Origin of the sequence: Phycicoccus sp. Root101, from assembly GCF_001426245.1 — a bacterium.
Classification (GTDB): domain Bacteria; phylum Actinomycetota; class Actinomycetes; order Actinomycetales; family Dermatophilaceae; genus Pedococcus.
In genome coordinates, this window is record NZ_LMCM01000006.1 from 515252 (window position 1) to 535886 (window position 20635).

Here is a 20635-nt window from a genome sequence, read left to right on the forward strand (position 1 = left end):
GGAACGGCGGTTGCGGGGCCGGGGACCTGACTCGACGACGCTCTCTCAGGAACCGCTCAAGTCGACCCACCTAGCGTGGGCGGTTGTGGAGCAGCGCCCGGACCCGGTCACCGAAACCTCCCCGCCCGCGCCGACCCGTCGGGCGGTCCTGGGCGCGGCCCTCACCGGCGCGTCCGCCCTGGCCGTCGCGAGCTGCTCCACCCCGTCAGGCCAGCCGCAGGCCTCCCCCACATCGCCCGCGAGGCCCGCGTCCGCAGGCCGCGCGACGTCCTCGACGAGCGCTCCGACCACGACGACGACCGCCCACGTTGCGGGGCCCGGTTCGGGTCCACCGGCGATCGCCCTGACCGCCGGCGACGACATCACCCACGGCCCGGCGTCCACCCAGCAGGTGGCCCTCACCTTCCACGGCCAGGGACCGGCGGACCTGGCCCACGAGGTCCTGCGGGCGTGCGCCGACGCGGAGGCAGAGATCACCGTCTTCGCCGTCGGCACGTGGCTGCGACAGAACCCGCACCTCGGTCGGCAGGTGGTGGCTGCGGGCCACGAGCTCGGCAACCACACGTGGAGCCACCAGCAGATGAAGCAGCTGAGTGCGGCGCAGGCCGTCGACGAGGCCGTCCGTGGCGCCCACGCCCTCGAGGCAGCGATCGGGACGCCCGGCTGGTGGTTCCGTCCCTCGGGTACGCAACGCAGCACCCCGACGATCCGCGCTGCCGCCGCGGCCGCCGGCTACCACCGGTGCGTCTCCTACGACGTGGATCCCGAGGACTTCCGTGACCCCGGCGGAGCCGCCGTCCGCGACCGCACCCTCGGAGCGGTGAAGGCCGGGTCCATCGTCAGCCTCCACTTCGGCCACCGGGGCACGGTGGACGCGCTGCCCGCCATCCTCGCGGGCCTGCAGCGCAAGGGTCTCCGGGCCGTCACCCTCTCGACGATGCTGCGTGACGCGTGAAGGCCCGCGAGCCGGCGTCGATCCGCGAGCCCGTCCCGCCGCGACCCGCGGCGCGCGTCCGGCCGCGAGGGGTGAGGACGACGGCCCTCGCCCTCCTGCTGGCTGTGGGCGCGGGAGGCTGTGCCGCGGGCCAGGGCCCGCGGCACACCGCGTCGTCGTCGACCACCACGTCCGCCGGCTCCGGCGTCGCACCCGTGGCTGCCGCCGGCACCACCACGCCCGACGTGTATGCCGCCGCCGGCGCCCAGGCGCTCACCACCGTCACCCGCCGCGCGCGACCGATGGTCTACGTGCCCGACACCCTGAGCAACACGGTGCAGCTCATCGATCCGCACACCTACAAGGTCGTGGGGCGCTTCCCCACCGCGCGGGAGCCCCAGCACGTCGTGCCCTCGTGGGACCTGAAGACGTTGTGGGTCAACGCCGACAAGGGCAACACGCTGACCCCGATCAACCCGGTGACCGGTCACGCAGGCAGGCCGGTGGCCGTCCAGGACCCCTACAACCTGTACTTCACCCCGGACGGCGCCCACGCGCTGGTGATGGCCGAGCGCCTGCACCGCATCGACGTCCGCGACGCGCACACGATGAAGCTGCAGCGTTCGCTGTCGGTGCCCTGCTCGGGCATCAACCACGCCGACTACTCGGCCGACCAGTCCTTCTTCGTGGCGAGCTGCGAGTTCAGCGGCAAGCTCCTCGTCATCGACAGGGCAGCGACGAAGGTCCACAAGGTCATCGACCTCAACGCGGTGAGGACACCTGGAGCGACCTCCCCGGGCGAGGCGATGGCCATGCCGGGCAGTCCCAAGAACGGCCTGGCCCCCGGCGCCAGCGCGATGCCCCAGGACGTCCGGCTGGCCCCCGACGGCAGGCACTTCCTGGTCGCGGACATGCTGCGCAACGGTGTCTGGGTCGTCGACGCACGCCGCCTCACGGTGACCCGGTTCATCCGCACCGGGCTCGGCGCCCACGGCATCTACCCGTCGCGCGACGCCAGGCACGTCTATGTCTCCAACCGCGATGAGGGCACCATCACCGTGCTCGACTCCACCACGCTGGCCAGGACGGCTCTGTGGAGGATCCCGGGCGGAGGGTCGCCGGACATGGGCGGCGTGACCGCCGACGGGTCGCAGCTGTGGCTCGCCGGACGCTACGACGCCGTGGTCTACGTGTTCGACACCACGACGGGCAGGCTCCTGCACAAGATCCCCGTCGACTCCGGTCCGCACGGCCTGTGCGTGTGGCCTCAGCCCGGGCGCTTCAGCCTCGGTCACACCGGCAACATGCGCTGAGCGGTCGCACCTCCGGCGCCGCCTACTTGAGCAGGCTGACCCCCCGCGCGATGACCAGGACCGAGAGCATCAGGGCCGACACCGACTCCAGCGCCATCAGCATCTTCGCGCGCGGCGACAGGGGCATCGTGTCGGTGGGGCTGAACGCGGAGGAGTTGGTCACCGACACGTAGAGGTAGTCGATGTAGCCCGGCACCCAGCCCGACTTGGCCGACGACCGGGCGGCCACCTCGGCGATGGCGTCGTGGTCCTCGTCCTGGGGGAAGCGGAAGTCCGCGACCGGGAGGCCGGGGCGGGAGGTCTGGGTGCGGGCCACCGGGCCGCCACGGTCGAGCTCCCAGAAGCCGAGTGCGAAGATGAGCACGTTCGTCAGCCACACCTGCAGCGCGGCCAGCAGCAGGCTGCTGCCTTCCTCGGCCTGCCCGGACACCAGGGCGCGGACTAGCAGGACCAGGGCGCAGCCGTTCGTGGTGGCGATGAGCAGCACCAGGGCGATCGACACCCTGCGCAACCCGCGGTTGTCGCGGGTCATCCTCCGGGGGTTGGCGGCCACGAGGGGGAGGAACAGGAGCGCCTCCAGGCCCGGGACCACGAGCCGAGGAGCGAAGAGGAGGCTCTGCGGCAGGGCGGCATACAGGCCGATCGCCGTCAGCACCGCCAGCGCTGCCGGCAGTCGCACCTCGCCTGGATGTTGTCGTCGGTGGATCTGTGTGCTCACGCGCTTGGTCTACTCCCCCGGTGAGCCGGTTGCCTGTTGCCACACCGCCAGCGGTGTCGGTCTCGTCCCAGGTAGCCCGTTCGTGTGGGTTTGGGTGCACCCCGTACGGGGCACAGCCCAGGTGGACGACGCGTCCGGTCTGGACGCGCGACGTGGGAAAGGACCTCATCGATGAAGGCACTGACGTGGCAGGGAAAGCGCGATGTGCGCGTGGAGGAGGTGCGCGACCCCGAGCTCGAGGCGCCCACCGACGCGATCATCAAGGTCACGTCCACAGCCATCTGCGGCTCCGACCTGCACCTGTACGAGGTGCTCGGCGCGTACCTCACCCCCGGTGACGTCCTGGGTCACGAGACGATGGGCATCGTCGAGGAGGTCGGGCCCGAGGTCACCAACCTCAAGCCGGGCGACCGGGTGGTCATCCCGTTCAACATCTCGTGCGGCCGCTGCTGGATGTGCGAGCGAGGCCTCTACGCCCAGTGTGAGACGACCCAGGTCCGCGACCAGGGCAAGGGCGCGTCGCTGTTCGGTTACACCAGCCTGTACGGCGCGGTGCCGGGTGGGCAGGCCGAGTACCTGCGGGTGCCGCAGGCCCAGTTCGGGCCGATCGTCGTGCCGGAAGGACCCAGCGACCAGCACTTCCTGTACCTCTCGGACATCCTCCCGACCGCGTGGCAGGGCGTGAAGTACGCCGAGGTGCCCAAGGGCGGGACCCTGGCCGTGATCGGGCTCGGACCGGTCGGCCAGCTGGCCACCCGGATCGGCAAGCTCCTGGGTGCCGGCCGCGTCATCGGCGTCGACCTCGTCGACGAGAGGCTGGCCCTCGCCCGCGAGCACGGGATCGAGACGCTCGACCTCCGGGAGGTGGACGACGTCGCCGCCGCGCTCATCGAGATGACCGGGGGTCGCGGGCCGGACGGCGTCCTCGAGGCCGTCGGCATGGAGGCCCACGGCAACCCCGTCGCCAAGACCGCCCAGGCTGCTGTCGGCCTGCTCCCCGATGCCCTCGCCAAGCCCCTCATCGACCGGCTCGCGGTCGACCGGCTCGACGCGTTGCTCACCGCCCTGAAGGCGGTTCGCCGGGGTGGCACCGTGTCGATCAGCGGCGTCTACGGTGGAGAGGTCGACCCGCTGCCGCTCATGGAGATGTTCGACCGCGGGATCTCGCTGCGGATGGGTCAGTGCCACGTCAAGCGCTGGATCGACGAGATCATGCCGTTCGTGCTCGACCCCGCCGACCCGCTCGGCACGGCGACGCTCGCGACGCACATCCTCCCGCTGTCCGACGCGGCGCGCGGCTACGAGCTGTTCCAGGCCAAGGCCGACGGCTGCGTCAAGGTGGTCCTGCAGCCGTGAGGTCCTGGGCCGGCAGGACCGTGCTGGTCACCGGTGCCTCCAGTGGCATCGGGCGGGCGACCGCACTGCTGCTCGCCGCGCAGGGCGCGGACCTCGTGCTCGTCGCCAGGTCCCAGGCGTCGCTCGAAGCCGTCCAGAGCGAGTGCGTCGGCGCCGGGGCGCGAGCCCTGGTGGCCGTGGCGGACGTGGGCGACGCGGACGCCGTGGCCGCTGCCTTCCGCTCGGGGGAACGGGTCTTCGACCGGATCGACGCCGTCGTGCACTCGGCTGCGTCGCTGGCCTACGGCCGGTTCGAGGACGTACCGGTGGAGGTGTTCGACGCAGCCGTGCGCACCACGCTCCTGGGAACGGCGAACGTGGCCCGCAGCGCCCTGTCGGCGTTCGCGCGATCCCCCGAGGGAGGCTCGCTCGTCGTGGTCGGCTCCCTGCTGGGCAAGATCAGCACCCCGTGGATGAGCTCCTACGTGACCGCGAAGTGGGGGGTGCACGGGCTGGTCCGCACCCTCCAGGTCGAGGCCCGCAGCACGCCCGGCATCCACGTCAGCCTGGTCTCCCCCGGTGGTGTCGACACCCCGGTCTACCTCCAGGCCGGCACGTACCTCCGTCGGCACGGTCGTCCGCCGCCCCCGGTGGACCCGCCCGAGAAGGTCGCTCGGGCGATCGTCCGAGCGCTGGGGCGCTCACGGCGCGAGGTCTCCGTCGGAGCGGCCAACCACCTGGCGGTGACCGGGTTCCGGGTGTTCCCCGGCCTGTTCGACGCCCTCGTCACCCCGTTGATGCAGATCGGCGGCCTGTCCCACTCGGCCACGGCCAACTCTGCGGGCAACGTCCTGGAACCGCAGCCCGCGGGCGAGGCGCTGCACGGTCGCTGGGGACGACACTGGCTGCGTCCGGCCGCAGCGGCGGCGACCCTCGCGGCGGGCGCCGTCGCGGCGCACTCCGCCCACGTCACCTGGCGCCGGTCGGGGTGACGTCGTCCGTGGACCCTGTGCTGACCGTGCCCGCAGGCATCGTCTTCGACCTCGACGGCACCTTGGTCGACACCACCTACCTCCACGCGTTGGCGTGGTGGCAGGCCCTCGAGCTCTCGGGCTACGTCGTCCCGATGGCGCGACTGCACCGTGCGGTCGGCATGGGTGCCGACCGCCTCCTTCCACACGTCCTCGGCGACGGACGTGACCCCCGGCACGACGAGGACATGGTCAACGCCCACGACGTGATCTTCGCCACCTGGCACGACCGCGTCGAGGAGCTGCCGGGCGCCTGCCACCTGGTGGGTCTGTGCCACCGGATGGGTCTGACCACGGCCCTTGCCTCGTCGTCCGCGGGCCGGGACCTCGAGGCGATGTTGCGGGTCCTCGACCACCCGGACTTCGACGTGGTCGTCACCATCGACGACGTCCGGGATTCGAAGCCGAGCCAGGACCTCGTGGCCGTCGCCCTGTCGCGCATGGGGTTGGAGCCGAGCGAGATCCTGGTCGTGGGTGACTCGGTGTGGGACGTCAAGGCGGCCCAAGCGGTCGGCGCGCGATCCGTCGGGCTGGAGTGCGGCGGCACCAGCAGGTGCGAGCTCGACGAAGCCGGCGCGACGTGGGTCCTCGCCAACCCTGACGAGCTGTGCCGGGAGCTGACGCGGGCCGTGTCGAGCCGGCGCGACAGCCAGTCGGCCGACAGCGCGTGACCGAGCGGTTCCGGGCCGCAGAGGAGGCCGTGCTGCGCACCGCCACGGCCTCGAATTGCCCTGGGCCCGGTTCCTCCTGCACCGCGAGTCGAGCGACGACCCGGTGTGTTGGCACCGGTCGCTGCCCGTCGTACCATCGGGATCGGTCAAGGAGTGGCCTTCTCGCTTGAGAGATCCCCAGGGTCGTCACGTAGGAGGAAACGGTGGCCCGGCACGCAGTGCAGCCTGACGGACAGGCGATGTTCTTCGAGTACCAGGTGGAGGGGCGCCGCTGGTCGTGGTCACAGGGGCTCCGTGACCTGCACGGCCTCGACGAGGGTGAGGAGCCCACCACGGAGGCGATGCTTGCCCGCATCGTCCTCGACGACCGGGCCGCGATGCTGTCCCGGTTCCAGCACCACCTCGAGGACGCCGGTCCCTACTCGTGCGTCTACACCATGACCGACGCGCACGGGCGAGCCCGTCGGCTGGTCCTCGTGGGTCGCAGCGAGGCAGTGGCGGGAACGGTCAAGCGACTGACGGGGTTCGTCGCGGACATCACCGAGGCGATGCGCGAGGGGGCCCGGGTCGCGGTCGCGGCGTCGGCCGAGAACCGGGCCGCCATCGAGCAGGCCAAGGGCGCCCTGATGGTCACCTTCGGCATCGACGAGGACGTGGCCTTCGACCTCCTCCGCACCTATTCGAGCCAGCACAACATCAAGCTGGCAGCCGTCGCCGACCGGATCGTCGATGGACTCGGTGATCCGGCCTTCTCCCGCGAAGAGCCGGCGCGAAGCCTGCTGGACATCGTCATCGGGCTCGCGGCCGAGGCGGGTGACGGCACTGGTGTGGTCACCCGAAGCTCTGCCGGTGGTGGGCTCTCGGGGGCCTAGCTCGAGAGGTGTGGTTGCAGTCCGCCGCCGTGTCGGCGGAGGGCCACCGCGGCGACGTCGTCGTCCTGGGTGTCGTCGCGCACTCGCCCGACCAAGCCGTCGAGGCCACTGCTGAGGTCGTCGCCGCGGAGGCCGGACAGCGCCTCCTCGAGTCGAGTCCTACCCGCGTCGATGTCCTCGGTGCGCCGCTCGATCAGGCCGTCGGTGAACACGACGATCGTGTCGCCGGGGCAGAAGCTGAACGTGCTCCGGCGACGCCGCGGCCCGACGATCCCGAGCGGAGCCCCGTCAGCGCAGGGAAGGTGCTCGACCACCCCGCCGTCGCGCAGCAGGGTCGGCGCCGGGTGTCCTGCGTTGGCCACCACGATCTCGTTCCTGCTCGGGTCGGCCACCAGGTAGACGAGCGTGACGAGCTGGTCCTCCCCGAAGGCGGCCATCATCATGTCCAGCTTGGTGAGCACGACGTCGGGTCGCGGGTCCACGGCGACATACGCGCGCACGGAGGCACGCATCTGGGCCATGGAGGCTGCGGCCTCCACCCCGCGGCCCATCACGTCCCCGACGAACACGGCAACCCGTCCGTCGGGCAGGGAGAGCACGTCGTAGAAGTCTCCACCGACACCGGTGCGACCGGAGGGCGAGTAGTGCGCGGCTGCATCACAACCCACCAGCGCCGGCAGGGCGCGTGGGAGCACGGCGTGCTGGAGACGTTCCGCCACTGCCGACGTCTGGCTGTGCAGGTCGGAGTTGTCGATGGAGACGGCGGCCCGGCGCGCGAGCTCCTCGGCGAGCTCGACGTCGGCCTGGTCGTAGCGGACCCGGGACTCGGCCCTGACCCAGGTCATCACCCCGAGGGTTCGTCCACGGGCGATCAGCGGCACGGTGATCGCGCTGTGGAGCGCCAGCTCCCGCGCGATCCGGAGGTGCTCGTCGTCGCGGGCCGCGGCGACGAGCATCTCGTCCGTGATCTCGGGGATGAGCTCGCTGCGTCCCGTGCGCATCACCTGCCACGGTCCATTGCCCGAGTCCGGGTCGCTCGGATACCGCTGTGCCAGCTCGTGGGCGTACTCGACCTTCGCAGGATCGACGTGGGCCACCGCGAGGCGTCGAAGTCGGTTGTCCTTGACCAGGTCGATGGCGCACCAGTCGGCGCGGCTCGGGACGGCAAGCTGCGCGACCCGAGCCAGCGTGGCCTCGTAGTCGAGGCTGCTGGCGAGCTCGGCCGACGCCTCGACCAGGAAGGAGAGCTGGGCCTGTCGTTCAGCAGCCTGCCCTTCGGCCCGGATGCGCAGCAGCGCCTGCGCGCAGCTGTCGGCAAGGATGTCGAGGAAGTTCAGCTCGGCGTTCTCGAAGTGCCGGCGTCCGGGAAAGGACAGTCCGACCGCACCCAGCGTGCCGTCCGCCGTGTTGAGCGGCAGGACCAGGATGGAGCGTTCCCCTCGGTCCATCCGGGGCACCGTGGGGTACGCCTCGAGGATCGCCTCACGCCCGACCAGCACCATGCGTCGTCCTGAACGGATGACGTCCGCCGCTGGAGTCGCGATGGCGAGCGGATACGACGCGAACACCTCCGCGTCCCCCTCGAGCCCGCCGAACAGACCCGCGAGTCGCACCTCGTCGTCCTCGGCGCGCAGCGTCAGGGACGCGATGGTGGCACCGACCGCGACCGCACTGTGTTCGACCACCACCTTCGTGACCGCCTCCGAGGTCCTGGCCTCGATCAGCTCGGCGGTCACCCGGGCCAGCCCTGTCAGCCGGGCGTCCAGGGCGGACTCGTCGCCGGTGCCGGGTCTCATGTCGGCATGATGGCAGGAGCCCCTTCGAAACTTCTTCGAAACGCCCGAACACCACGGACGCTGGCCAGCCGGCGGGCACGAGCTGACACACCCACCGGCTGGCTGTGCCGTCACCTCCCGACGCGGGGCCGAGACGCGCCAGGAGGTGAGCGCTGTCGACGGCGACCTCCGACGGGTCGTGGCTGCGGTCGCGCGGGGGTGGCGGCCCGGAGCCATACGGACCGTCGTGGGTTCGGCCGGTCGCCCGGTGCCGTCGCCCCTCTCGCGCCCTCACGTCCCGCTGGGGGTTTCGCCCATGCCTCGCCGATGATCGCGTCGAACTCCTCGCGCAGGAAGTCCTCATCGGCCAGCACGAGGTCGAAGAAGTCCTCGCACGATCCAGTGGCGAGGTCGCTGCGTTCAGCCGGGCTCGCGGCCATGGTCACCACCACCCGCGGCTCAGGCGCTGATCGCCTGCTGTCCTTCGTGCCTGCTGGCGATCTCGACCTTGCGGGGCTTGGCCTGCTCCGCGACGGGGATCCGCAGCGAGAGCACTCCGGTGTCGTAGCTGGCCTCGATGTGGCCGGTGTCGAGGTTGTCGCCCAGCACGAGCTGCCGGCTGAACACCCCACGCGGTCGCTCTGCGGCGAGGAGCTCGGCGTCGCTGGCCCTGGCCGGACGTTCGGCCTTGACCGTGACGACGTTGCGCTCCACGTCGATGTCGATCGCCTCCTGGCTCACGCCGGGCAGGTCGAACTCGACGTGGAACACGTCTCCCTCACGCCAGGCATCCATGGGCATGACCGAAGGACGGGCCAAGGTGCCGTCCGGGCCGAACACCTGCTGGGTGAGCCGGTCCAGCTCACGGAACGGGTCGGTGCGCATCAGCATCGTCTTCACCTCCGTTGTGTTGTTCTGATGCTCCCCACAGCGGCACCATCCAGAGCAACATCTGATGCCGCTGCTATAGATTTCTTGTAGCACCACTGACCATACTGTCGTAAGTGGCCAGACAGGATTCCTCAGCAGGGCGCGCGCCCGCAGCGACACCGGCCCCCGACGGCGACCGCGGCGTCTACGCCATCTCCGTGGCCGCCGAGCTGGTCGGGATGGGCGCGCAGAACCTGCGCCTGTATGAGGCGCGTGGGCTGATCGAGCCCAACCGCACCGACGGAGGCACCCGTCGCTACAGCGCCAACGACCTGGACCGGCTGCGCCGGATCGGCGACCTCCTCGATGCGGGCCTCAACCTCGCGGGGATCGGGATGGTCCTCGTGCTCGAGGAGGAGAACGCCCGCCTGCGCCTGGCACGCAAGGGCAGTCAACCGTCCACGGGCTGACGGCCCTGACCTCTCAGGGCCCTGGTTGCGGTGGGACGCATGCGGCGGCCCCCCTCATCCGACGATGAGAGGGGCCGGGGCATCGACGCAGTCGCCGGGGCCGGCGACCGGTCGACCGGAGGTCAGGGCCGGGTGATCCGCAGGACGGTGCCGGTCGTCCCGGACAGGACCCCAGTGGTGTTGCCGAGGACGTAGAGCTCACCCCTGCGGTCCTGGGCGAACCCGAACACGGCGATGCCGGGGTCCTGCAGCGAGGTGACCGCCGAGCCCTTGTTGACGAACAACCGCCCCAGCGGTTGGGCGAAGGCCCGCGAGTAGTCACCGAAGACGTAGTGCCCACGAAGGGCCTTCACGTCGTGGCCGCGGTAGACGTAACCGCCCACCACGGCGATGCCCTGGCAGGCGCTGGCCGGCGCCCCACCGCCGCACCGCGTCCCACCGGGCGCGGTGTGGTCGTACTCGAGCACCGGGTCGACCAGCCCTGCGGGGCTGCCCGGCGAATTTGCCGTCACGAAGCCGGGGCCGTCGCCGCCGTTGTCGAACAGGAAGCTGCCCTCCTTGACCGGCCAGCCGTAGTTGCGGCCCGGGCGAACCACGTCCACCTCCTCGATGTCGTTCTGGCCCACCTCACCGACCACGAGGCGACCGGAGCGGGAGTCGAAGGAGAACCGGTAGGGGTTGCGGAAGCCGTAGGCCCAGATCTCGTCCGCACCCTCGCGACCGACGAACGGGTTGCTCCTGGGGATGCCGTACTGCCCGTTGGCCGAGTTGTGTCCGTGCGGGTCGATGCGCAGCACCTTGCCGAGGACGTTGCCCGCAGCGAGGCTCTGCGCGTTGCCACCCGCGACGTGCCCCGGACCCTGGTCGTCCGCAGCGCCCCCGTCACCGATCGCGATGTAGAGCTTGCCGTCGGGACCGAAGGCGATCTCACCGCCGTTGTGGTTGAACTGCGGCTTGTCGATGCGCATCAGCTCGCGTCGCGTGCTCGGGTCGACCACCGGGTGCTCGGCCCGCGCGTTCCGGACCTTCCACTGCGCGATCACGGTCTGTCCTCCCCCGGGCGTGACCCCGGGCTGCGTCGTGAAGTCCGGTGAGGGAGTGGGGTTCTCGGACGTGAACGTGTAGAGCAGGCCGTTGTGCTTGTACCCCGGGTCGAAGGCGAGGCCGAGCAGGCCCCGCTCGTCGTAGGGCAGTCCGGGGATCACCTTGGCGAGGTCCGAGACGAGCCGCGCGGACAGGTCGGCGACCAAGGTCTTCGGTGACCTCCCGCGGACGTCGACCTGCCAGATCTGGCCGCCCTGGTCCGCGATGTAGAGGTGGTCGTGGTCTCCGGGAGCCACGGCGCCGGTGACGGGAGCCACCAGACCGGTGGCCACGGGCTTGAGAGCGATGCGGGTGTTGCTGACCGGGATGGGTGAAGGGATGGGATCTGCGAGGGCAGTGGCCGCAGCCACCGGGGCGGCGACGGCGATGACCGCGACCGCGGCCAGAGCGATGGATCTGTGAACTCTCATCAGACTTCCTCTGCTCGAGCGCGCTTGAGCACGCGTGGTCGGATACTGCTCACCACGAGCCCCGCGCACACAGAGTTCACCTTGGCGGCCAATCTCCGGCGCAGACAGGGCGATCGCCACTTTTCGGACACGCGGTCGGCGTCGGCCGCTTCGCCCGGCACGCAGGTACGTCGTGGCCGGTCCGTCGCTCTGGCCCGGTGGCTCGTGAGGGTGTAGGCAGGGGGTGGGCGCGACCTTCGCGTTCGTCACCGAGGAGGACCCCGTGGCCGCCACACTCGACAGCGCCCAGTTGCTCGCCGCACTCGAGCCGGTGGTCGAGGAGAACCTCAACCGTCACCTCGAGGCCGCCCAGGACTGGATGCCGCACGAGTACGTGCCGTGGTCGATGGGCCGCGACTTCGCTGAGCTGGGGGGCGACCCGTGGTCACCGGACCAGTCGCAGCTCTCGCCGATCGCCCGGACGGCCCTGGAGGTCAACCTCCTCACCGAGGACAACCTGCCCAGCTACCACCGCGTGATCGACCAGGCCTTCGGCCGCGACAGTGCCTGGGGCACCTGGGTCAACCGGTGGACCGCCGAGGAAGGGCGACACGCGTTCTGCATCCGCGACTACCTGCTCGTCACCCGGGGCGTCGACCCCGACGAGCTCGAGCGGGCCCGCATGGACACGATGGAGACCGGCTACGACTCAGGTGACAAGGCGCTGCTCAACATCTGCGCCTACGTCTCGTTCCAGGAGCTGGCCACCCGTGTCTCGCACCGGAACACGGGCCGCTACACCGAGGAGCCGATCGCGGAGAAGCTGCTCACGCGGGTCGCCAAGGACGAGAACCTCCACATGATCTTCTACCGGAACCTCGTCCAGGCGGCCCTGGAGCTGACCCCGAACCAGACCATGCGGGCGATCACCGACGAGGTCGTGACGTTCCAGATGCCCGGCTCGATCATCCCCGGCTTCGGGCGCAAGGCGGTGCAGATGGCCATGGCCGGCATCTACGACCTGCGCATCCACCATGACGACATCGTGACCCCGATGCTGCGCCAGTGGGGTGTCTGGGACCTCGAGGGCCTGGACGCCTCCGGCGAGCAGGCCCGGGAGGAGCTCGCGAGCGCGGTCGCCTCCCTCGACGAGGAGGCTGCTCGCTTCGTCGCCCGCCGCGAGGAGCGAGCGGCCAAGCAGGCGGCGCGCCAAGGATCCTGACCCCGCCCCGCCGGAAGCGCGGCGGGCCACCGGACCTGTGTGCCGGGTGGCCCCGGCCGTGGCGTCCACCGGCGTCACCGTCGGGCGTGCACCCGCCGGATCGTCACCACGCTCGCGACGGCGCAGAGGGCCCAGGTGCCACACAGCGCCGCGGTCGCGGCCACGCCGACCGCGGTGACGAAGGGGTGGCTCGTCGAGCTGCCCAGGAGCCGCGTACCGAGGGCCAAGGTGCCGATGGGGAAGGTCAGCGCCCACCATCCCGGGCTGAACGGCATACGCGCGCGGAATCCTCGAACGGTCATCGTGACGGCGTGGGCGACCACCGGCAGGGCGACGGCGAGCATCACGTAGCCGTAGGCGTCGGCCAGCCGTCGAGCGGCATCGGCCGCTGAGAGCGTGAGGAGCGGCGAGCTCCGGCTCGCGATCACCTGGGCCGCGGCCATCGACTGACCGACCATGCCCAACGGGATCCAGGCCGAGGCCGAGGCTGCGATCGGTAGGGCCGCTCTCCGGAAGTGGTGGTGGTAGGCCGTCGCGAAGACGAGCGTCCCGAGGAACAGCGCGAGGAAGAAGCAGGCGACGACGGCCACGAGGAGGGCCATGCGGACGTGGGGGCCGACCTGGGGGATCAGGGCCGCGCCGGTCGTCGCGGACACCATCGGCGGCACCAGCGGGAGCCCCCACGCGGGGACCGGGTCCCGGAGGTTTCGCCTGAGCAGGACGGTGGCGAACCCGAAGGCGGTGACGACACCGAGGCCCGTGCCCACCACCCAGCACCCTGCATCGGTGACCACCACCCATCGGGCGGGGACGCCGGAAGCGGCGTGCGCCCCGAGCTGTGGCAGCACGGTGAGCAGCGCTGAACCGATCGAGAGGATGCCCATCGACACGGTGCCCCACGTCGGCACCACTGCTGGGTCGCGGAGGGTGTTCGTCAGGACGGCCGGGTCGCGAGCGGCACGCCCACCGAAAGAAGCCGTCAGCCCGATGAGCAGCAGCACGCCGACCAGCGTCAGCAGCGACGCCGGCACCAGCAGGACCGGGACCTGGGAGGCGTCACGTGCAAGGAGGGTCGCCAGGATCCCCGTTCCCATGACGGAGGAGAACCACACCGGTCCCGCCGGAGGCAGGACGGGTCGAGCCGAGCGCCCACTTCGCTCTCGGGGCAGGCGTGTGGCGACCTGGTCCACAACGGTTCTCATGAGCCTCACTCTGGGCCCGCGGGGCGACGTGCGGTACCCGGCCCGATGGTGTCGCGCCACAAGAGATGCTTGTGAGCCCCTAGGGTGCAGGGGTGCAGAGCCTCCATCGCATCCCGTCGCTCGAGCAGCTGTCGGCCCTGACTGCTGCCGCCGCCCACGGCAGCATGGGGGCTGCTGCCCATGAGCTGGGAATCAGCCAGCAGGCAGTCAGTGCACGGATATCCGCCGCAGAGACCTTGATGGGCCTCGCGGTGCTCGAGCGGTCGAGCGGCGGCGTCAGGCCGACGGGGCAAGGACAGCTGGTGCTTGCCTGGGCAGAGCGGGTGCTGGACGCAGCCCGAGACCTGGGCGACGGCATACAGGGGATGGACGCCTCTGGGCGCACCCTCCTCGTGGCGGCGAGCAACACGATCTCCGAGGCGCTCCTCCCCCAGTGGGCCACCCGGCTGCGCCGCGCGCACCCGGATGTCGCCCTCCAGGTCGAACCGGGCAACTCCCGGTCCGTGATCGAGGCCGTCACGAACGGTGCGGTCGACCTGGGCTACGTCGAGACGCCGCAGATCCCCCGAGGGCTGCGCTCCAGGACCGTCGCCCACGACGAGCTCATCGTCGTGGCGCCACCGGACCACCCCTGGGCGCGGAGGCGGCGAGGCATCGACACGGCCGAGCTGTCGAGCACCCCGCTCATCCTGCGGGAGGACGGTTCCGGGACCCGCACCCACATCCAGCAGGCACTGCCGGGCCACGCCTCGCCCCTGCACACCCTCGCCTCCACGGCAGCCGTGCGCGACGCGGCCCGCACCATGGGCGTGCCCACCATCCTGTCCTCCCTTGCCGTCGTGGACGACCTCGCGACCGGACGCCTGGTGCGCGTGAAGGTCACCGACCTCTCCATGCCGCGCGCCCTGCGAGCGATCTGGAACCCCCACCAACGACCCCGCGGGCCGGCTGCCGAGCTGCTGCGCATCTCGACCCAGCCGTCGCGCTCCCCCCGAAGGGGCCCACGAGTGCCGCCGGCCTGAGTCCGGGGTCCTTTAGGCGCGAGCCGACCAGGCCGTCAGCCGACCACCTCGTGGAGGTGGACCCCGTGGTCCGCGGCGATGAGCTCGGCGGCCTTCTCCCCGATCATGATTGCGGCGGCGTTGGTGTTGCCGCTGACGACGTTCGGCATCACGCTCGCGTCGGCCACGCGCAGGGCCTCGATGCCGTGGACCCGCAGCCGCGGGTCGACGACGTCACCGATCCGACAGGTCGACGTCGCGTGGTAGACGGTCAGCGCGTAGTGGCGGGCAAGGTCCTCGAGCAGCTCGTCGCTCGGCTCGGCGCCGGCGACGTGGCCGTGTGCCTGAGCCAGGTGCGGCGGGATGACCGGCTCGCCGAGGCCGCCGCCGGGCCATGCCTGCGCGACCTCGAGTGCTCGGCGCATCACGGCGATCATGATCGTCACGTCGTGCGGGTCGCCGAAGTAGTTGAAGTCGATCGTCGGCGGTACCGCAGGGTCCGCACTGGCCAGCGTCACCGAACCCTCGGAGTGGGGTTGCACGGGATTGGGCAGCACCACGACCTGTCCGCGCGTCGGGTCCAGGAAGGTCTCCGGGTCCTCGAAGAAGGCAGCCGGCGGCAGCCGGAAGACGCCCTCCCAGATCGCCGGTGTGTAGCCGGTCGCGAGGAAGCCGATCTGCGCGTCGTGGGTGTGCTCGTCGCCCAGTCCGGTCGAGAAGAACGCGACCGCGTCGTAGAGGGAGGACGAGGCGAGGCCGCTGCCGGTCGTGAACCACTCGCCGATGCGGCGCTCGGCCTCGGCCTTGGCCGCCGCCAGGGGCTCGGGCAGGTCGTCGTCGTCCGCGGGGTCGGCCGGCAGCGGTCCGGCGGGGGCCCGTAGTGCATCCGGCCCGAGCGACATCGCCACCTCGGTCATCGTCTCCCCGATGCCGTCGGCGGCGAACATCAAGGGTGTGTGCAGGTGGTCCTTGAGGTGGCGTCCCACGGCCGGGAGGTCCACGACGCAGGCCACCCCGACGTCCGTGAGCTCTTCTCGGGACCCGACCCCTGAGAGCAGGAGCAGGTGCGGCGACCCGATGGCGCCTGCGCACAGCACCACCTCGGTGCTCGCGGCCACCGTCTCGGACGTGCCGTGCTCGGTGCGGTAGGCGACCCCGGTGGCGCGAAGCACCTCACCGGCCGTCTCGAACAGGACCCGCTCGACGAGGGCGCCGGTGACCACCGTCAGGTTGTCCCGGTCCATCGCCGGCTCGAGGTAGGCGTGGAAGGTCGAGCTCCGCCTGCCGTCCTTCGTCGTCGTCTGGAAGAGCGAGGCAACCCCGTCGGGGTTGAGGCGGTCACGACCGTTGTAGTCACCCTGCTTCAGTCCTGCGGCGCCCGCGGCCTCCACGAACTGCACCGAGGCACGCAGGATCGGCTGACGCACCGACACCCCCACCGGGCCGTCGTGGCCGTGGGCGTCGGGGTCGGCGTGGAGGTCGGGGCTGCCCACGAACCCCTCGGCCTTGAGGAAGTACGGAAGGACCTCCTCGTAGGACCAGCCGACCGCGCCCCCTGCGGCCCACGAGTCGAAGTCGCCCGGGTGCCCCCGTACGTACGCCATGTAGTTGAGTCCGGAGGAGCCGCCGAGCATCTTCCCGCGGGGCACCATCATCCGACCGCCGACCAGGCCCTTGCCGACCCCGCCGGGATCACCGTTGTACATCCAGTCGGTCGCGGGGTCGTTCTGCAGGCTGGCGACGGCGGCCGGCACCAGCTCTGCGGGAGGTGGCGGCCCGCCGGCCTCGAGCAGGCAGACCCGGACGTCCGGGTCCTCGCTCAGCCGGGCAGCGACCACGGCGCCCGCCGATCCCGCCCCCACGATGACGTAGTCGTACGAGTCCATCGATCCCACCTCGCTGTGGCACCTCGCCGGACGGCGGGGACGGTCTCGCCACGCAACCACACTCGGGAAGGCGAAACAAGGGAGCCGGGGCCGCTGCTTCTCCCAGTCGGGGGGGCCGGACGCATGATGGTCGGGTGCTCTCTGCCCTCGCCCCGGCCCGACGGCGCCTGACCCTTGCTGTCGGCGGCCTGGTCCTCGTCGCGATCGCTGCCTCAGGGGTCGCCGTCGTCGTGGGACGCGACGGCGCGGCCAGGCCGGTCGACCAGGCCGTGCCGGGACCGGTGCTGCTCGTTCCCGGGTACGGCGGCTCGACCTCCGCGTTCGGCCGACTCGCCTCGACCCTGCGCTCGGCAGGCCGGGACGTCACGGTCGTCCAGCTGCCTGACCAGGCCCTCGGCGACCTGCAGGGCCAGGCCGACGAGCTCGCCCACGTCGCAGCCGCCGTCCTCGCCCGCACCGGGGCGACCTCGGTGGACGTCGTCGGCTACTCCGCGGGAGGTGTGGTGGCTCGGCTCTGGGTGCAGGAGGGCGGCGGAGCCGGCTCCGTGCGTCGGCTGGTCACCCTCGGGTCGCCCCACCACGGGACCCAGCTCGCCGCCCTCGGCTCGCTGGTCGCCGGCGCCTGCCGGGTGGCGTGCCAGCAGCTGGCCCCGGAGAGTCCCGTGCTGGCTCGGCTGAACAGCGCTCCACTCCCCCGCGGTCCCCGTTACCTCGCGGTGTGGACGACCCAGGACGACGTGGTGGTGCCCGCGGCGTCGGCCGAGCTCGACGGCGCGACCAGCGTCTCGGTCCAGCAGGTGTGTCCCACGGACGGGGTGCGCCACTCGGGTCTGCCCGAGGACGTCGTCGTCGTGGGCCTGGTGGCCGGGTCCGTCGGCGCGGAGCCCATCCCCGCGTGGGGTCCGTCGGACTGCGCCCGACTCAGCTCGTGATGTCCTTGGTGGCGAAGTTGGCCCATGCAGCCCCGAGGAGCACGGCGACGTAGACGGCCTGCAACCCGACGCCCCGCTCGACCCCGCTCAGCAGGAGGGGGTCACGGTAGAGGTCGACGAACGTCAGCCAGTACCGCGTCGGCAGGTAGGGCTGCAGGGGACGGGCCGCGTCGATCGTGAGCAGCAGGGAGGACCCGATGAGGAAGGCGAGTGCGCCCAGGGTCGCCGTCTGCGGTGAGTCGGTCAGCGTCGACAGGAACAGCGCCATCGCCGCCACCCCGAGCATCGAGAAGGTGATGAAGGCGATCGCCAGCACGGTGCGCCAGGCGATCTGACCGGGAGTGAGCAGGGTGCCCGAGACGCTGACCATGGACTGCGACAGCGGTGCGTTCCCGAGCGTGAGCCGCCCCACGACGAACCCGACGGCAGCCACGGTGAGCACCGACACGAGGACGTATGCCGTGCTCGCGACCAGCTTGGCCACGAGCAGCCGCGTACGGCCGACAGGGCGGATCAGCAGGTACCGCAACGTTCCTGCCTGGGACTCACCCGCCACCGCCTCCCCGGCGACGACGGCAACGGAGATCGGCAGGAACAGCGGGAGCACGATGGCCAGGGCCGCGATCGCGAACAGCGACCCGTTGGCCACCACGGCCGAGAGGAAGGCGGGCCCCTGACCCGGACGCGGCGCGATACCGGTCACCGCGAGCAGCACCGCCACGATCGTCGGCAGCAGGTTGAGCAGGGCGATGGTCAGCCAGGTGCGGCGGCGGCGGAAGAGCTTGCCGAGCTCGACGACGATCACCGGGCCACCTCTCCCGGAGCCCGCGCGCTGGTGCGCTCGGCGATGACGTCCTCGAGGCGGCGGCGCTCGGGTCCGAGCTCCACGACGCGCAGCCCCGCGGCCACGAGCCGGGCGTTGATCTCAGCGGCGTCGGCGGTGCGGACGAAGAGCAGGTCGTCCTCCCGCACCTCGACGCGGCCGTCGAGGAGGCGGTGCGCCTCGTCGGCGTCGGGGGTGCGCACCACCACTCTGCCGGTGGGTGCCCGCAACGTGGCGAGGTCCTCCTGGACGACCAGCCGGCCACGGTCGAGCAGCCCGATGCGGGTGCAGAGCTCCTCGACCTCGGCGAGCAGGTGGCTGGAGAGGAAGACCGTCGTGCCGGCGGCGTTGAGGGTCTGCAGGAGGGTCCTGACCTCGAGGATGCCCTGGGGGTCGAGCCCGTTCGTCGGCTCGTCGAGGACGAGGAGCTCGGGCTGGCGCAGGAGGGCACCGGCCAGCCCCAGCCGCTGACGCATGCCGAGCGAGTAGGCACGCACCGGACGACGGCCCACGGACGCGAGGCCGACGAGCGAGAGGGCCTGCGCCACCCTGTCCCGGCGGCCGCGACGGCCACCACCCAACGGACCCTGGGGCGCCGGACCGCTCGCGTCGAGGATGGTGAGGTTCGCTGCACCGGAGAGGTGGCCGTATGCAGCCGGGCCCTCGACGAGGGCCCCGACACGGGGCAGCACGCTGGCCGCGTTCTTGGGCATCGGCTGTCCGAGGACCCGGACCTCCCCCGAGGTCGCCAGGACGAGCCCGAGCAGGCAGCGCACCGTCGTGGTCTTGCCCGATCCGTTGGCACCGAGGAAGCCGTAGACGTCACCGGGACGCACGTCGAGGTCGATGCCGTCGACGGCCGCGACCGCGCCATACCGCTTGACCAGGCCCTCGGTGCGGATCACGACGGGGCCCCTTGACCGTGGAGCAGCTCGTCCGCGGCCTCGGAGAGGCCCGCGGGGGTCATCGTCCCGGTGAGCAGCCACTGGATCCCCGACCGGTCGGGCCGGGTCAGGAGGAGGGCGAGGGGGCCGACGTCGACGGCGGTGCCGGCCGGTACGGCGTGCGAGCCCGCTGCGAGCTGCAGCTGCCGGTCGAGGGACCGCGCCCTACGGCCCGGGAGTCCGGCCACCGCCAGCTGGGTGACTCCGCTGCCGTACAGGCCCACGCCGCGGGTGCCTGCGAGCGGATCCTGGCGTGGGTACCCGCGCAGGACGTCCGGGGGCTGGGCCGGTGAGAACCGCGCGATCGCATCGACGAGGTCGAACCGGCTGCTGATCCGCACCCGCGCCGACGGCGGCGGGGTGAACGAGATCGCCGCCTCCGGGGGTCGCCCGGGGGCGAAGTCGAGGAAGGTCGTCGACATGGCTGCGCGGGACTCGCCCCGGCCGTAGACCTCGACCGACACGGGGATGCCGGACTCACGGTCGGCCCAGACGTCCAGGCGGTCGATGCTGCTCTGCGGGTCCTGCGGCCGGATGCGCAACCCGTCGGCGGCCCGACCCGCGACCCGGCGGGCCGCCAGCATCGACGCCTGGGCATCGGTGGCCCCACTGAGGAGGCGTGCAGCCAGCGCCGGGGGAAGACCGTCGTCGGCCCTCGGCAGTCGGACCGTGCCCGCGGGGGCGTCGGCGGCCCGTGTGGCCCGGTTGTCCTCGAAGTCCCACGACCACGACCCGGAGGGGCTGACCCGCAGGCTCCGCTCACCGCCCGGGTCGAGGGTGTCCACGCGCCACTCGTCGTCGTCCCGCCACCAGACGCGCAGCTCGGTGCGACCACCGAGCAAGGTCGACACGTCGTTGAACTCGTCGCCGACGGGCAGGGCCAACGCACCGGTCGACTCGGCGTACCCCGAGTAGGCCGCCCCCCTGGCCGCCACGATCCGCTGGAGCAGAGCAGCAGCATCGTCGTGCTCCCCGCCGACCGGCAGGACACGGAGCACCAGCGGCACCGCCGCGATGGTCAGCGCCGAACCCACCACCACCGGCCATCGCCACGAGCGGATCACCCCGCCCACGGTACGTCGCGGAGCCGGGAGCCGCGATGGCCTGCCAGCCTCGGTTCGGTCACGAGAACAACGCCCGTCG

At 71.7% G+C, this 20635-nt stretch carries 19 protein-coding genes; 10 read left to right on the plus strand and 9 right to left on the minus strand.

Annotated elements, in window-relative coordinates; all coding sequences use genetic code 11:
* Positions 1–85: 85 nt before the first annotated feature.
* Both ASC58_RS21590 and ASC58_RS09820 read left to right on the plus strand, forming a co-directional pair.
* On the plus strand, positions 86–955 hold the full coding sequence (locus ASC58_RS21590) for a polysaccharide deacetylase family protein (protein ID WP_235529165.1): 870 nt from the start codon (positions 86–88) through the stop codon (positions 953–955).
* Entirely contained in the window at positions 952–2247 is a 1296-nt protein-coding gene (locus ASC58_RS09820) for a YncE family protein (RefSeq protein WP_056919123.1), read from the plus strand. The genes ASC58_RS21590 and ASC58_RS09820 overlap by 4 nt, the downstream gene beginning before the upstream one ends.
* A gap of 22 nt (positions 2248–2269) precedes the next feature.
* Here ASC58_RS09820 and ASC58_RS09825 read toward each other — a convergent pair whose 3' ends face one another.
* Entirely contained in the window at positions 2270–2965 is a 696-nt protein-coding gene (locus tag ASC58_RS09825) for a DUF1345 domain-containing protein (RefSeq protein ID WP_056919124.1), read from the minus strand.
* 171 nt (positions 2966–3136) lie between these two features.
* Between ASC58_RS09825 and ASC58_RS09830 the strand changes: the two genes are divergently transcribed.
* The 4 genes from ASC58_RS09830 to ASC58_RS09845 all read left to right on the plus strand — a co-directional run bounded on the left by ASC58_RS09830 (position 3137) and on the right by ASC58_RS09845 (position 6874).
* Positions 3137–4321, plus strand: coding sequence for a zinc-dependent alcohol dehydrogenase (locus tag ASC58_RS09830; RefSeq protein WP_056919125.1), 1185 nt, complete (start codon positions 3137–3139; stop codon positions 4319–4321).
* The gene (locus ASC58_RS09835; RefSeq protein WP_056919126.1) at positions 4318–5292 is read left to right on the plus strand and encodes an SDR family oxidoreductase; all 975 of its coding nucleotides are present in this window, start codon (positions 4318–4320) and stop codon (positions 5290–5292) included. The genes ASC58_RS09830 and ASC58_RS09835 overlap by 4 nt, the downstream gene beginning before the upstream one ends.
* Before the next feature lie 8 nt (positions 5293–5300).
* The gene (locus ASC58_RS21270) at positions 5301–6002 is read left to right on the plus strand and encodes an HAD family hydrolase (protein ID WP_162246834.1); all 702 of its coding nucleotides are present in this window, start codon (positions 5301–5303) and stop codon (positions 6000–6002) included.
* Between the two features lie 203 nt (positions 6003–6205).
* Positions 6206–6874: an ANTAR domain-containing protein gene (locus ASC58_RS09845; protein ID WP_157581234.1), complete on the plus strand. Its 669-nt coding sequence runs from the start codon at positions 6206–6208 to the stop codon at positions 6872–6874.
* Here ASC58_RS09845 and ASC58_RS09850 read toward each other — a convergent pair.
* Together ASC58_RS09850 and ASC58_RS09855 are read right to left on the minus strand one after the other, a co-directional pair.
* Positions 6871–8670, minus strand: a complete 1800-nt coding sequence (locus ASC58_RS09850) for a GAF domain-containing SpoIIE family protein phosphatase (RefSeq protein WP_056919128.1) — start codon at positions 8668–8670, stop codon at positions 6871–6873. The two genes, ASC58_RS09845 and ASC58_RS09850, sit on opposite strands and share 4 nt — an antisense overlap.
* Positions 8671–9108: 438 nt before the next feature.
* Positions 9109–9540 (minus strand): Hsp20/alpha crystallin family protein, encoded by a 432-nt coding sequence (locus tag ASC58_RS09855; protein ID WP_056914618.1) that lies wholly within the window; start codon positions 9538–9540, stop codon positions 9109–9111.
* A 113-nt stretch (positions 9541–9653) separates the two neighbouring features.
* On the opposite strand from ASC58_RS09855, the gene ASC58_RS09860 reads away from it, so the two are divergent.
* On the plus strand, positions 9654–9989 hold the full coding sequence (locus ASC58_RS09860; protein ID WP_235529166.1) for a MerR family transcriptional regulator: 336 nt from the start codon (positions 9654–9656) through the stop codon (positions 9987–9989).
* A gap of 122 nt (positions 9990–10111) precedes the next feature.
* Here ASC58_RS09860 and ASC58_RS09865 read toward each other — a convergent pair whose 3' ends face one another.
* Positions 10112–11503 carry a sorbosone dehydrogenase family protein gene (locus ASC58_RS09865; RefSeq protein WP_056914619.1) on the minus strand — a complete coding sequence of 464 codons (1392 nt, stop codon included), beginning with the start codon at positions 11501–11503 and terminating at the stop codon, positions 10112–10114.
* 262 nt (positions 11504–11765) lie between these two features.
* On the opposite strand from ASC58_RS09865, the gene ASC58_RS09870 reads away from it, so the two are divergent.
* Positions 11766–12704 carry an acyl-ACP desaturase gene (locus ASC58_RS09870; RefSeq protein WP_056919279.1) on the plus strand — a complete coding sequence of 313 codons (939 nt, stop codon included), beginning with the start codon at positions 11766–11768 and terminating at the stop codon, positions 12702–12704.
* A 74-nt stretch (positions 12705–12778) separates the two neighbouring features.
* Here the strand turns inward: ASC58_RS09870 and ASC58_RS09875 are convergent, their stop codons facing one another.
* A complete protein-coding gene (locus tag ASC58_RS09875; protein WP_082553129.1) occupies positions 12779–13906 on the minus strand; it encodes a TDT family transporter in 1128 nt (375 codons plus the stop codon).
* Positions 13907–13998: 92 nt separating this feature from the next.
* On the opposite strand from ASC58_RS09875, the gene ASC58_RS09880 reads away from it, so the two are divergent.
* A complete protein-coding gene (locus ASC58_RS09880) occupies positions 13999–14928 on the plus strand; it encodes a LysR family transcriptional regulator (protein ID WP_200947772.1) in 930 nt (309 codons plus the stop codon).
* 35 nt (positions 14929–14963) lie between these two features.
* Here the strand turns inward: ASC58_RS09880 and ASC58_RS09885 are convergent, their stop codons facing one another.
* A complete protein-coding gene (locus tag ASC58_RS09885) occupies positions 14964–16793 on the minus strand; it encodes a GMC family oxidoreductase (protein ID WP_056919130.1) in 1830 nt (609 codons plus the stop codon).
* 134 nt (positions 16794–16927) lie between these two features.
* On the opposite strand from ASC58_RS09885, the gene ASC58_RS09890 reads away from it, so the two are divergent.
* Complete coding sequence (locus tag ASC58_RS09890) at positions 16928–17725, plus strand: alpha/beta fold hydrolase (RefSeq protein ID WP_082553130.1); 798 nt, start codon at positions 16928–16930, stop codon at positions 17723–17725.
* Here ASC58_RS09890 and ASC58_RS09895 read toward each other — a convergent pair.
* The 3 genes from ASC58_RS09895 to ASC58_RS09905 are packed head-to-tail and all read right to left on the minus strand — an operon-like array spanning position 17715 to position 20556.
* The gene (locus ASC58_RS09895; protein ID WP_056919131.1) at positions 17715–18530 is read right to left on the minus strand and encodes an ABC transporter permease; all 816 of its coding nucleotides are present in this window, start codon (positions 18528–18530) and stop codon (positions 17715–17717) included. The genes ASC58_RS09890 and ASC58_RS09895 overlap by 11 nt on opposite strands.
* On the minus strand, positions 18527–19453 hold the full coding sequence (locus tag ASC58_RS09900) for an ABC transporter ATP-binding protein (protein ID WP_056919132.1): 927 nt from the start codon (positions 19451–19453) through the stop codon (positions 18527–18529). Before ASC58_RS09900 ends, ASC58_RS09895 begins: the two co-directional genes overlap by 4 nt.
* The gene (locus ASC58_RS09905; RefSeq protein WP_157598420.1) at positions 19450–20556 is read right to left on the minus strand and encodes a transcriptional regulator; all 1107 of its coding nucleotides are present in this window, start codon (positions 20554–20556) and stop codon (positions 19450–19452) included. Before ASC58_RS09905 ends, ASC58_RS09900 begins: the two co-directional genes overlap by 4 nt.
* Positions 20557–20635: the final 79 nt, after the last annotated feature.